This window comes from Mucilaginibacter hurinus (assembly GCF_003324525.1).
In the GTDB taxonomy this organism is placed as follows: domain Bacteria; phylum Bacteroidota; class Bacteroidia; order Sphingobacteriales; family Sphingobacteriaceae; genus Mucilaginibacter; species Mucilaginibacter hurinus.
Genome location: NZ_QGDC01000005.1, coordinates 289,038 through 302,317, shown reverse-complemented (window position 1 = coordinate 302,317; position 13,280 = coordinate 289,038). Strand labels below are relative to the sequence as shown.

At 43.8% G+C, this 13,280-nt stretch carries 12 protein-coding genes; 6 read left to right on the top strand and 6 right to left on the bottom strand.

Annotated elements, in window-relative coordinates:
• Positions 1 to 45: 45 nt before the first annotated feature.
• The gene (locus DJ568_RS10775) at positions 46 to 1,092 is read left to right on the top strand and encodes a DUF2157 domain-containing protein (RefSeq protein WP_114005276.1); all 1,047 of its coding nucleotides are present in this window, start codon (positions 46 to 48) and stop codon (positions 1,090 to 1,092) included.
• 43 nt (positions 1,093 to 1,135) lie between these two features.
• Here DJ568_RS10775 and DJ568_RS10770 read toward each other — a convergent pair whose 3' ends face one another.
• From DJ568_RS10770 to DJ568_RS10755, 4 genes are all read right to left on the bottom strand, one after another.
• On the bottom strand, positions 1,136 to 1,756 hold the full coding sequence (locus DJ568_RS10770; RefSeq protein ID WP_114005275.1) for a LysE family translocator: 621 nt from the start codon (positions 1,754 to 1,756) through the stop codon (positions 1,136 to 1,138).
• Between the two features lie 116 nt (positions 1,757 to 1,872).
• A complete protein-coding gene (locus DJ568_RS10765; RefSeq protein WP_114005274.1) occupies positions 1,873 to 3,963 on the bottom strand; it encodes a TonB-dependent receptor in 2,091 nt (696 codons plus the stop codon).
• Positions 3,964 to 3,986: 23 nt separating this feature from the next.
• A complete protein-coding gene (locus DJ568_RS10760; RefSeq protein WP_114005273.1) occupies positions 3,987 to 5,309 on the bottom strand; it encodes a PQQ-dependent sugar dehydrogenase in 1,323 nt (440 codons plus the stop codon).
• A 156-nt stretch (positions 5,310 to 5,465) separates the two neighbouring features.
• Entirely contained in the window at positions 5,466 to 5,987 is a 522-nt protein-coding gene (locus tag DJ568_RS10755) for an NADPH-dependent FMN reductase (protein WP_114005394.1), read from the bottom strand.
• 263 nt (positions 5,988 to 6,250) lie between these two features.
• On the opposite strand from DJ568_RS10755, the gene DJ568_RS10750 reads away from it, so the two are divergent.
• Genes DJ568_RS10750 through lepB form a run of 5 tightly spaced genes read left to right on the top strand, consistent with a single transcriptional unit; the run spans position 6,251 to position 10,550 of the window.
• Positions 6,251 to 7,054, top strand: coding sequence for a ParA family protein (locus DJ568_RS10750; protein ID WP_114005272.1), 804 nt, complete (start codon positions 6,251 to 6,253; stop codon positions 7,052 to 7,054).
• A 4-nt stretch (positions 7,055 to 7,058) separates the two neighbouring features.
• On the top strand, positions 7,059 to 7,964 hold the full coding sequence (locus DJ568_RS10745) for a ParB/RepB/Spo0J family partition protein (RefSeq protein ID WP_114005271.1): 906 nt from the start codon (positions 7,059 to 7,061) through the stop codon (positions 7,962 to 7,964).
• Between the two features lies 1 nt (position 7,965).
• A complete protein-coding gene (locus tag DJ568_RS10740) occupies positions 7,966 to 8,643 on the top strand; it encodes a DUF5683 domain-containing protein (RefSeq protein ID WP_114005270.1) in 678 nt (225 codons plus the stop codon).
• 41 nt (positions 8,644 to 8,684) lie between these two features.
• Positions 8,685 to 9,434, top strand: coding sequence for a 4-hydroxy-tetrahydrodipicolinate reductase (gene dapB, locus DJ568_RS10735; RefSeq protein ID WP_114005269.1), 750 nt, complete (start codon positions 8,685 to 8,687; stop codon positions 9,432 to 9,434).
• An 18-nt stretch (positions 9,435 to 9,452) separates the two neighbouring features.
• Complete coding sequence (lepB, locus tag DJ568_RS10730) at positions 9,453 to 10,550, top strand: signal peptidase I (protein ID WP_114005268.1); 1,098 nt, start codon at positions 9,453 to 9,455, stop codon at positions 10,548 to 10,550.
• 2 nt (positions 10,551 to 10,552) lie between these two features.
• On the opposite strand, the gene DJ568_RS10725 is transcribed toward lepB, so the two are convergent.
• A complete protein-coding gene (locus DJ568_RS10725; protein ID WP_114005267.1) occupies positions 10,553 to 11,629 on the bottom strand; it encodes an Ldh family oxidoreductase in 1,077 nt (358 codons plus the stop codon).
• Positions 11,630 to 11,641: 12 nt separating this feature from the next.
• Positions 11,642 to 13,240: a bacillithiol biosynthesis cysteine-adding enzyme BshC gene (bshC, locus tag DJ568_RS10720; protein ID WP_114005266.1), complete on the bottom strand. Its 1,599-nt coding sequence runs from the start codon at positions 13,238 to 13,240 to the stop codon at positions 11,642 to 11,644.
• Positions 13,241 to 13,280 lie beyond the last annotated feature (40 nt).

Here is a 13,280-nt window from a genome sequence, read left to right as displayed (position 1 = left end):
TGCATTTATACTAAGTTATAAACAACAGCGTTCAATTGAAACCTTATGCCTAAGCTCAACCTTGATAAACAGGAAAGCACCTTTTTGGATGAGACCATCAGCCATTGGGAAAAGGGTGGTCTGGTTGACACTGAACAGGCTGCTAAACTGCGTGCATCATATGAGGTTAAGGGCTTCGACTGGATGCGGCTGGCCAAGTATTCGTTTTGGATAGCGCTGGTATGCGGCATGATCGCCGTCGGCTCCCTCATTATCGATGATGCGGTTATAAACTGGTTAAAAAAATTATATAATACGCCCGATATAGTTATCAGCATCCTGTCTGGCATTAGTGCTGCGTTGTTTTATTACTTCGGTCGCAGGCGCGAGCGGCTTTATCCAGAGCAGGTGTTCAGCAATGAAGCACTGGTATTTACCGGTGTGTTGTTTACCGCGTGCTGCGTTGCTTATTTGGGTAAAACGTTTGATAACGGTTCCGGCCACTATTCGCTGTTATTCCTTTTATCAGTATTGGTATACGGTGTGCTTGCATGGCGTATGGATTCGGGCCTGATATGGCTTTTTGCGCTTATATCATTGGGTAGCTGGTTCGGTACCGAAACCGGTTACCAAACCCGGTGGGCCGACTACTTCCTGGGCATGAATTATCCCTTGCGTTTTGTTGCTTTTGGCGCACTGCTGGTTGCGGCATGCCAGGCGCTTAAAAATAAAAAGTGGTTTGAACGTTTTTGGGAACTTACCTACGTTGCAGGGATGCTGTATCTGTTTCTTTCATTGTGGCTGCTCAGTATATTCGGCAATTTAGGCAATATGGATACCTGGTGGAAGATTAAGCAGATCAGCTTGTTCTATTGGGGTGTTATTGCGGCAGCCGTTGCCGGTGGCTTTTTATGGTTTGGCTTAAAAAGTAAGGACGCTATCGCGCGCGAATTTGGCATCACGTTTTTGTTAATACTCATTTACACCAAGTATTTTGAATACCTGTGGGAGCATGTGAACCACACGCTGTTTTTTACGATACTGGCGATGTCTTTTTGGTTTATAGGGCGTAAAGCAGAAAAAATATGGAATTTGAAAGGCAGTGCTAAATAAAGGTCTTAGAGCTGCGTCTGCTCCTGCGTTAAAGTGACCTTCTTTACTTAAAATAAACTACATAGACCTGCTTAAAAATATGATACAACGCGAAAGTTGCAAAAAGTGCGGCTATACTTATATTGATGAGCCGGGTGCTTAACGCGAATTTACTTTGTATGTATTGCGCGAACCGGGCGTACAGGTAAAGGCACAGAAAAGAACCTGCCGCAGATCCTAAACTAAAAATAACAAGCGCAGTATTGCCATCCAATATCCATTGATGGGTGATAAGGTAAGTGCCTGTTACCATCCAAAACGGCACTTGCATCGGATTGAAAACCCCGAGCAGTATACCCAACCTTATGCTGGCCGCTCCGGAATATTTGGTTTTGGGTGGCTTATTCCTGTTTATCCAGGTTACAACGGCCAGCGTGCCAAAGAGAACCGTCATTACCCAATCAATTATTGTATCAAGCCGCGCCTGCGCCGACAGCCACTTAGCCGCGTGCATAATACAGAAGGTAAAAAAGAACTCAATGATGGAAAATGCCGTGATAAACTGTATAGCATGCTTAAAACCCCTGTTTATAGTTATTTGCACCAGCGTGAGATTAATATTCCCGGGAGGTATGTAACCAATAAAGTTGGCTATCAGGCCGATAAAAAAAGTCAGCAAAATCATGGGTTATAATTGCGATGCAGCCACGAAGATAATTTTTTTAGGCACAGCCAGCATACTCTTATTGCATGTTGCTAACAGCTTTTTACATCATATATCACTGTTCAATTTATAAAGCATTATAAAACAACGTTAATCCCCACGTTGTAATTTCGTAAGGCGGCCGGGTTATAATAGCGGTTACCAAATGCATTTAAGTCGTTACCCAGGCTATATCGCTGGTTGAGAAGGTTATCGGCACCGGCGTATATCTCTAACCGGGCTTTACCAATAAGCTGTCGCCAAGTTGCGCGCGCTTGCAGCAAATGATACTTACTAGCGTAATATGTGTTAGCGTCGTTAAGCGGGATGCGGTCGGTAAAATTATGCTGAATAAAAACTGCAAAACCCAGGGGCAGCAAAACCTGCACGCTGCTTACCAGCACATGGCCGGGCACACCCGTAAGTTTATTGCCTGAATAATCCGTGGCGCCTGCCGTATAATTCTCAAAAGTATATCTACTCAACGTATAAGCGGTGTTAAACTGCACTGCTTTAAACAGGCCGGCACCTTGCCTGTATAACCAGCTGCTAAAATACACCTCGGCACCGGGTTGCTTAATACTTCCCGAATTGATGTAATACTCCGTTTCGTCCTGAAGCCTGCGAACTATGGCGCTTTGAAGACGGTAGTAAAAAACTGAAAAGTCAAGAAAAGTACTTTCGTCGCTGTTGCGTAACCTGAAGCCTGTTTCGTAATTCCAGCCAAGCTCGGCATTAAGCGCCGTGTTCACCATGTTATTGTTCGTCCGTACTTCTGCTATAGTTGGCGTTGAATAGCCCCGGCTAACCGTTGCACGCCACACAAAATTATTAGTTAGTTTGTACGACATAGCAAGGCGAGGCATTAATTGGGGCTTGAAATCGCGGGTATCAAAGGCCTTTTGCGCTAAGGGAAAGGCATTTTTAAACCTGTAGCTAAAATAATTTAAACTAAGTGAGGCCTCAATATGCAGGCGTTTATAAAATGTAGCTACGTAACGCGTAAATATAAAATGCTGATTGCTGTTTACCCAGTCTATCGCTTGTGCATCACCTTTAATACCTGCGTTATTATCGTAGTTGCTGATAAGGGCATTGGTTTGCTGCCACTCAACACCGGCATTCACCTGCCAGTCGAAGTTAGGACGGGGCACAGCCGTCCACTCAAAATAAGTACGTAAGCCATACGTATTTTCATCGCGCTCCTCATAGTTAGTTATAAACGGATTTACAAAATCAACCCGGCTGCCATAAACGGCTGCTACATTTTTTAACCGCCGGCTTATATGCCAGTTATTTACCAAACCTCCATACAACATTTTTTGCCTGATGCCTATTCGCTGCGCTATCGCTTGCGGCCGGGCGGAACGCGGATCTGCTTCCATTTGCGTTAATGTAAGCCCCCCCGGCGTCTGGTAATTCAGGTCTGAATAATACCCGAGTGCCTTCAATTCATTTTTGCCGTATGTAAACCGGTTAGCAACATTTATAAAGTGCCGGTACATATAACTGTTTTGACGGTAACCGCCATAGCTTTGATAAGCCTGTTTAATTGTTAGCGTATTATTGTGCCATTGTTGCTGTACAGCGCTTTTTTGATGAAACAGGCCGTACGATCCTGCATTTACCCCGGCAGCTACGTAGCTATTGTCGGCTCCGGCATAAGGGTTAAGTATAACTACACCACCCGAGTTGGCACCGAATAAACTGCCATCGGGCCCTTTTAGTACCTCAATATTATTAATGCTGTTAACATCAATAGCATTCAGGTATGTGTTACCGCCGGCGTCAGTAAACGGCAGCTCATCATAATAAACTTTTATGTTACGTATGCCAAATGGTGAACGCAATAAACTTCCGCGTATAGAAAGTCGATAACTCCCCGGTGATCGTTCTTCGGCCCGGATGCCCGGAACTGTATTCAGGGCAGCGACAAAGGAGGTAGATGGTTGTAACGCCAGTTGCGAAGAATTTATTACACTTACTGAAGATGGGGTATTTAAAACGGGCTGCTCAGATAGGTAGCCCTTTATGGTAACTTCATTGAGCAAACCTCTAGTAGTGTCTGCAAGCATTTCATTATTATCCTGAGCACTTGCATTAACGATGGCGTAAAGAACTATAATAGCCGTCAAACCTATTTTTCGCACAAATAAACAAACGGACAAGACGGGTGCGGTTAATGCCATCAGGGGCTCTCTTCTGGTGATAATTATTTAGCTGATACCCGCCAAATCCTATTAGATGTATCGTCAGTTACCAGTATGCTGCCATCTTTTAAAATGGCTACATCTACCGGCCTACCGTATACTTCCCCTTTTTCAGGGTCTGCTATAAAGCCTGTTAAAAAATCTTCAGTGTCACCCAGCGGCTTACCAGATTTAAATGGTACGTAAAGCACCTTGTATCCTACCAGCTGCGAACTGTTCCATGAGCCATGCTGGCTGATAAATGCACCGCCCTGGTATTTTGCAGGAAATTTGTTGCCGGTATAAAAGGCCATTCCCAATGACGCTGTATGTGAACCCAGAGCAAGGTCGGGCGTAATGGTATTCCTGATCAATTCAGTGTCTTTTTTTCCTTTAAAGGATGGATCTTCATGGGTACCGAAGTAAGCGTAAGGCCACCCGTAAAAGCCATTTTTTTGAACTCCGGTCAGGTAGTCAGGCACTAAACCGTCACCCAGTTTATCACGCTCGTTAACCACTGTATAAAGCTTTTGCGTTCCCGGTTCCCAATCCATACCTACCGGGTTACGCAAACCGGCCGCAAAAATAATCTCGCCGGTACCATCCGGATTTATCTCCAGTATATTGGCTCTGCGTTTTTCGTTTTCCATACCATGCTCGCCCACGTTACTGCCCGAGCCTACGGCTATGTATATTTTGCTGCCGTCTCTGTTAGCTATCAGGTTGCGTGTCCAATGGTTGTTGTAGCCGCCGGCAGGCAGCGACAATATCATTTCGCCGGGTTCATTTATTTTGGTTTGTCCTTTTTTATATGAATAGCGCCAGATACCATCTGTATTGGCTACGTAAAACCAGTTACCCAGCACAAGCATACCATATGGTTGGTTAAGTCCGGTTAAAAAAACCGTTTTCAGGTCAGGCTTTCCATCTCCGTTAACATCCCTGAACAAAAGTATATCATTAGCACTTTCGCCAAGGTTTTGTGACTTAGCAACACCTTTTATTGCGGCACCTACCTTTTTTATGCCTTTGGCTTCGGTATTCGCCTCTGATACAAATATATCGCCATTACGGGCTACATAAATATTGCGTGGGTTACGCAGGCTATCGGCAAACAAACTCACCATAAAACCCTCCGGCGCTATGGGCATTTTACCTTGCGGCCACCCTATTACATTACTGTATTTTGTGGTTGATTTTGTAGCATAAGGTGCTGGTAACTTCACCTGCTGACTGCTGGCACTTACAGTAGTGTCTGCCTGGTTATGATTGGCTTTTTTATCTCCCGAGCAACCTGCCACAAATAATCCGGCTACGGTAACAAAAACAAAGAAAGTCTTTTTCATGGTTGTTTTATATACCTAATAAACCCCGGGTACCGCAGTTTGTTTATGCGTGAGCATAACATTTTATACCTGGTTGATCACATGAAATACACTATTGCCGGCAAGGATTTACCAACCGTGTTGGCCGCAGTGTAACGCCATCGCTTCCGGCAGCTATCAAAACCTGATGAATTTATCTATCTGCTCCTCGGTGTAGCGTAATGTATCGGCGTTAAAAATATTGCCCTCATTATCAATTTCTTTGTGGATAGCAGGTATATGAATTTTAAGCGGCATCACATGCAGGTGCATGTAATTACAAACACCTGTAAAATGGTCAACCCCACGGATATTACCGTATTTACCCGATGACACGCCCACCAGGGCCGCTTTTTTTTCATAAAAACTCTCCGGGAAAGCACAGGCATCCATAAATACTTTAAGTACGCCAGGGAAACTGCCGTTATATTCGGGTATGATAAAAATGAATTTCAATGTATCGGTAACAACACGCTGTATCGGCAAAAAGGCCTCGCTTCGCGCACCATACAAGTCGGTAGCTATTAACGTCGCGGGCAAATCTTCTAAGGATAGTACTTGCGCCTGCTCGCCTTTTTCAGTTAACCGTTTCTGGTAATACTGCGATAATTTTAATGTTGAACTTCCGGCACGGTTTGTTGCAGATATAATAGTGATCATTTTTATAGTGGCTGTAAGCTGGGTGAATGCATAATTTGTATTTATAATCAATCAATAAATGCCATTGAAGTGTTAACAATAACAACTCCCTTTGTAAAACACTCATTCACCAAATAATTCGCAAATATGTTTGTAAGTTGCCCTTTACTGTGGATTTTTCAACGGTTTTATTGTTTATCTTAGCATCCGGTAAATTGTACGAAGGTAGAAATTTCCATTCCTATTATTCGTTATTCTAATCTATTGTAAAGTAAAAATATATAATGAGTAAAATAATTGCATTGGCCAATCAAAAGGGTGGTGTGGGTAAAACTACTTCATCAATTAACCTGGCGGCAAGTTTAGCTGTGCTGGAGTACCGTACATTGCTGGTTGACGCTGACCCCCAGGCGAACTCAACTTCAGGTATTGGTTTTGATCCTCGCAACATAAAAAACAGCATTTATGAATGCATTATAAACCAGATAGATCCGCACGAGGCAATTCAAAAAACTGATACTCCTTTTTTAGACCTGCTGCCTGCGCACATCGATCTTGTAGGTGCCGAAATAGAGATGATAAATCTGAGCGGGCGCGAGTATAAAATGAAGCTGGTGCTTGACAGCGTACGCGATGAATATGATTTTATTATCATCGACTGCTCTCCGTCATTAGGGCTTATCACCATCAACGCTTTAACTGCAGCCGATTCAGTAATTATACCTGTACAATGTGAATATTTCGCTTTGGAAGGCTTGGGCAAATTGCTTAACACCATTAAAATCGTACAATCGCGTCTTAATACCGAACTTGAAATTGAGGGTATATTGTTAACCATGTACGATGTAAGGCTCCGCCTGTCAAACCAGGTCGTTGAAGAAGTTCGCACGCATTTTGAAGATATGGTTTTTGATACCATTATTCAGCGGAACACCCGGTTAAGCGAAGCGCCAAGCTTTGGTATTTCTGTAATTATGCATGATGCAAATTGCAAAGGCGCTATTAATTATCTGAATCTTGCCCGCGAAATAGTACGCAAAAACGGGCTGGTTAAAAATGAACTCCAGGAAACAACAGAAACTGTATAGATAGATGAGTGCTGAAAAACGAAAAGCCCTGGGTAAAGGACTTAGCGCGCTGCTAAATGATTCTGAAAACGTTCTTCCTAATAAAAAAAATGCCCCTGCCCAACCTGCCGAAGTAAACAAGCTGGGTTCTGTTAATGATATAAAGATAGAGCAGGTAGAAGTTAACCCTTTTCAGCCCCGTACCGAGTTTGAAGAACAGGCACTGGCCGAACTTTCTGACTCAATTAAAAAGCAGGGGCTTATACAGCCTATTACGGTTAGGCGTGTTGCTGCCGGTAAGTACCAGCTTATATCAGGAGAGCGGCGCCTCCGCGCTTCAAAACTGGCCGGATTAACTGAAGTGCCGGCTTACATACGTACGGCTAATGACCAGCAGATGCTGGAGATGGCGCTGATTGAAAACATACAGCGCGAAAACCTCAATGCTATTGAGGTAGCATTAAGTTTTCAGCGGATGATAGATGAGTGCAGCCTGAAGCAGGAAGAACTGGGCGACCGGGTAAGCAAAAACCGTTCAACCGTTACCAATTACCTCAGGTTGTTAAAGCTGCCGCCTTCTATACAAGCATCGCTGCGCGACGGGGAAATTACAATGGGGCATGCCAAGGCACTTATAGGCATTGAAGATGCCGCACAACAATTATTTTTCCATAATTATATTATTCAGCATGATCTTTCCGTTCGTAAAACGGAAGAGATGGTGAGAGACATGCAGCGCAATCCTGTTAAAAAGGAAGGCAAGCAACCCGAACCATTAAGCTACCAGGTACAAAAGGTACAGGATGAGCTGGCAACTAAATTTAGCACGCAAGTAAAGTTAAAAATGAACAGCCAGGGCAAGGGGACAATTGAAATACCGTTTCTGTCTGAGGATGACCTGAACCGCATTCTCGAAATGCTTGATTGGTAACATGTATAAACACTTTGTATTTTTTGTAACCCTGCTTGTACTTTTCGGCTTTGCTGCAAAAGCGCAGGATCCGGATACTACAACCGTAAAACCAGCTATTGACAGCGCTACTATAAAAGAAGACGCCGTTACATCGCCCGCGTTTGTTCCCAAAATAACCAAAGAAAAAAGGTACTACCCCGACAGCCTGCATAGTCCGCATAAAGCGGTTATGCGTTCGCTTATGATACCCGGCTGGGGGCAGGTTTATAACAAAAAATGGTGGAAGGTTCCGATTATTTACACCGGGTTAGGCCTTTTGGGTTCGGCTATTGTGTTTAACCAAAAGTATTATAACCAGTTTTTGGCTATAGCCCAATACAGGCGCAAAGGACAGGTGCCTGCTCCTACAGCTAAGTATTATAAAGAGTTTCAGGAATATGCCGAGGCACCGACAGACTTTATTGAAAACTCGGTAAACGGCTACAGGCGCAACCGCGACCTGAGTATTTTGGGGGTTTTAGGAGCCTGGGGCATACAAATGATAGATGCTTATATTGACGCCAAGTTTATACACTCTTACACGATGGATGACGACCTGTCTTTCAGAATAGACCCGGGACTAATCAGCCAGCCTATGTATGCGGGCAATTTTAACAATGCCTATATTCCGGGCATAAAGCTTACCTTTACGTTTTGATAAGAGTATAACTTCTATCAGCTAACACAAATATACACTTGATGAAGATTGCATTATTAGGTTACGGTAAAATGGGCAAGATTATTGAAAAAATCGCCATTGACCGTAAACACGAAATTGTATTGACCATAGATTACGATAACCTGCACGACCTTACTGCCGAAAACCTGCAAAAAGCTGACGTGGCCATTGATTTCACCATGCCTGCATCGGTACTGGGTAATATTAACGCGTGCTTTAAAGCGGGCATACCAATTGTAGTTGGCACAACGGGCTGGTATGACGAAATCCCAAGGATAAAACAACAATGCGAAGAAGGTGGCAACACCTTGCTTTATGCATCAAACTACAGTGTTGGCGTAAATGTATTTTTTAAAATAAACCAGTTGCTGGCTAAGGTGATGAACAGGTATCCTTACTATGACGTGCAGGTTGAAGAAATTCACCATACTCAAAAACTGGATTCGCCAAGTGGCACTGCCATTACTATTGCGGAGGGAATTATTGATAATCTTGACTCAAAAAAAGAATGGGCCAACGTGCTTGTAACAGACGGGACACCCGATAACGACACGATAAAAAAAGATCAGTTATTAATAGAATCGTTGAGGATAGATAGCATACCCGGTACGCACACCGTAATTTACGATTCAGAAATTGATACTATTGAGTTTAAGCACACCGCCCATAACCGCAACGGCTTTGCCTTAGGTGCTGTGCTGGCTGCCGAGTGGATAAAAGATAAAAAGGGGTTTTATACGGCAGCCGACATGTTTAACTTTGATATCTAAACAGTTATATTACATAGAATGAACTGGAGATTCTGGAAGAAAAGAAATACAAAAAAGACAAAGAAAAGCGCCGCCCGCGAGTGGACTGATGCCATTATTTTTGCGGTTATAGCGGCTACGTTAATACGCACGCTTTTTATTGAAGCCTACACCATACCAACTCCATCAATGGAACGCTCATTGCTGGTTGGCGACTTCTTGTTTGTGAGTAAAGTTAATTATGGGCCGAGGATGCCTATGACGCCGTTAGCCTTCCCCTTCGCGCATCATACCATGCCGGTTATAGGTACTAAAGCTTATTCAGAACTGATTAAGCTTCCTTATTACCGTTTGCCGGGTTTCCAGGATGTTAAGCGGGGTGATGTGGTGGTGTTTAACTATCCTATTGAGGCCGACTCACCTTATTACCGGCCGGTAGATAAACGTGAAAACTACATTAAACGCTGCCAGGGCGAGCCTGGCGACACGCTCAGCGTAATTGATGCACAGGTGTTTATCAATGGAAAAGCTGCTGAGAACCCGCCTGAAGCGCAAACGGACTATGTGGTTACCACAGATGACGGCGGGCCGTTCAATCCTAAGATAATTGATGAATTAAATATAACCGTTAAAGAAAATGGTTATCTGGCCATGACAGCTGCTAGCGCAAAAAAGCTCCGTGGATATACCGGTATAAAATCTGTAAGTGAGGTTATCGCGCCAAAAGGGTTGGTAGAGCCTTATTATACCCTTTTTCCTGACGATAACAATTTCCCGTGGAACGCTGATAATTACGGCCCGGTTATTATACCGAAAAAGGGATGGACTGTTAAGTTAGACAGCACCAATATACTTATTTATCAGCGTGCAATAGCCGTGTATGAAAACAACCAGGTACAGGTTACCGGCAATCAAATAACTATCAATGGTAAAAAAGCTGACACTTATACGTTTAAAATGAACTACTATTGGATGATGGGCGATAACCGTCATGATTCAGCCGACTCCCGTTACTGGGGTTTTGTGCCTGAAGACCATATAGTAGGTAAAGCCCTTTTCATCTGGATGAGTTGGGACACCAATGGCTCGTTCTTTAACAAAATACGATGGAGCAGGTTATTCCAGGGAATAGACTAATGCTACCGCAGAGGGTTGATTTTAAACTTTAAAGCTAAATCATTTAAATCTTTCACAACGGCGTCCACTAACGGGATGCCGTTTTTTGTTCTGTCGATTTCCGCAGCAAGTTCAGGTTCGCCGGGTATGATAACCTTTTGTAAAGGGTTGATTGTTTGCGAAGTCTTAAAGCGTTTTATCCAGTTATCCATATCGGCTTTAAATTCATTTACCGGCCTGAAACCGTCTACACGCATAGCGCCTACAAAATGACCGATACCTAAACCAACGGGGTCAGACGGGGGTTCCAGGAAGGCTACAAATGGAGGCACCCATGGCCCGTAATTAGCGCCCGACAGCACCGCCGATAAGATATCAACGGTTGCACTTAACGCAAAACCTTTGTGGCTGCCGTGTTCTGCATCACTCCCAAGGGGTAATAACGAACCGCCGCTTTTTAACGCATGCGGATCAGTTGTAATAGCGCCTGTTTTATCCTGTATCCAGCCTTCGGGCACCTGTTTGCCTAACCGCTGCGCTATTTCCAGTTTGCCGTTAGCTGCTGCAGACGTTGCCATATCCACTACCACCGGTGGATAGTCGCCCGCCGGAAATGCGTAGCACATGGGGTTTGTTCCCAACAAGCGCTCACTTGAATATGTTGGTGCAACCAGCGGGCTGGCATTGGTCATCGCGAAGCCTATCATGTCTTTTTCCACAGCCATCAATGCATGGTAGCCTGCAATACCAAAATGATTTGAGTTGCGTACCGATACCCAGCCCGAACCGTATTTTTCAGCTTTATCTATAGCTACCTGCATGGCAAAAGGAGCAACCACCAGCCCAAGGCCTGCATCGCCGTCAACCGTGGCCGTAGTAGGGGTTTCATGCACAATTTTAATATTCGGCATTACATTAATACGGCCTTTTTCCCATAACCGCACATAACCGCTTAGCCGTGCAATCCCATGCGAATCAATACCACGCAGATCTGATCTAAGTAATACATCAGCTGCCAACGCGGCGTCTTTTTGGTTACAGCCGATTGCTTTAAAAATATCCCGCGTAAACTCGGTAAGTTGTTGGAGGGTATATGGCATAAGTAATTTCTTTTAATTACTTTCGGTGAGCACCGTGAATTTAAAGTCGAGCGGTTCAAAATGTTTAACCAACTCGCCGATAAAAACGTGTCCCCATTTAACATAAAATAAGCCAAAATTCTCGGCACGTTCCTGTAAACTATTTTTCGGAAAAAGTTCAGCCTTAATCTGCTCTATTTGTTCAAGGCGCGTCTTATAGTTCAATTTTTCCGCCTTAACAAGTTTCTTTTCCAGGTTATCAATAGCATGTTTTAACCGTGCTTGTGCAGCTTCGGCAGAGGGCTTTAGCGTGGGATCTATATTACCTAAACGCGATTTTATCTTTTCAAATACACTTTGCAGTTCCTGCCATTCGTCATTAAGCGACAGCCGGTGTTCGCTATGGGCTTTTACCCATAATTTTTTTATCTCATCGGTACTCCTAAACAAGTTGACAGGGCTTAGTTTCATCCGCCCTATTTTACCGGCCGTTCTTTCAGGAATTATAAGTGCCGAATTCCGAAGTATCAAAATCGGAAAATCAACATGGTAGTGGTCAAATGTCGATTTTAGTTCAAGCCAATATACAATCTCGGCGCCGCCGCCTACGTACGCTATATTGGGCAAAATGCACTCCTGGTATACCGGCCTCATTACTACGTTGGGGCTAAACCGCTCGGGGTTGGCCATTATTTCCTGCTTAATCTCTTCTTCCGAAAAATCAATTTCAGTGTTGAGCACCTTGTACCGGCCTCCATCAAATGTTATTCGCTCACGCAAACCATCCAATAAGTAAAAAAAGTTTATTTCTCGTGGATTTACCTGTATATCAACGCCCTGATGCTGTAGCTTCTTATTGGTAGCCTCAATATTTTTAAAACTTTGCTGTTCAATAATATCCTGCTCAATTATTTTAGCAAAGTGTTTTTTAAAACGTTTGTCATCGGCATCAATTACTATTAACCCATACTGGCCAAACAAGGCGTTTACAAGGTAACGCGTAGCATCTGCAAGCTTGTCAAATTTGGTATAGGCTGTTTCTACAATTTCGGCCAACTCATTAGCGTGCCCTTCCATACCCAGCACCCCTTTATACTGGTTTAGCGCCTGGCGCATACTGTCCGGATTGATGCGGCCGGTAGCCCCTTGTGCTTCATACCACCAATGCACTTTTTTACCCCCTATATTGGTATAGTTTATTTCAGCAAAGTCATGGTCTTCACTGGCCATCCAATAAACGGGTACAAAATTTTTATCAGGGAATTCTTCCTTCAATTGCCGCGATAACTTAATTGCGGTTACAATTTTATAAATGAAGTAAAGCGGGCCGGCAAAAATATTAAGTTGGTGGCCTGTAGTTATGGTATAAGTGTTTGCTTCACCAAGCCCCCGGGCACCCTGAAGCGGCAGTTGATCAAAGGCTATTCCATTACGCTCGTACTGCTCAATCAAAATATCAACCAATAGCTTGCGATCGGCAATAACATTTTTGGTTTGAAGGATCTGCCTGAAGCCTTCGATAGTGGGGCGGTAGCTATAAAAAGGGCGTAGACCCGGCGCGTCGTCCAGGTAATTGCTAACCGTTTCACTGAAAAATCCGGTATCCTTGTAGCTTATACAATTGACTTCCATCTGCTCAAAAGTAAAGCATTAACCTAAAAGTTTGGCAGGT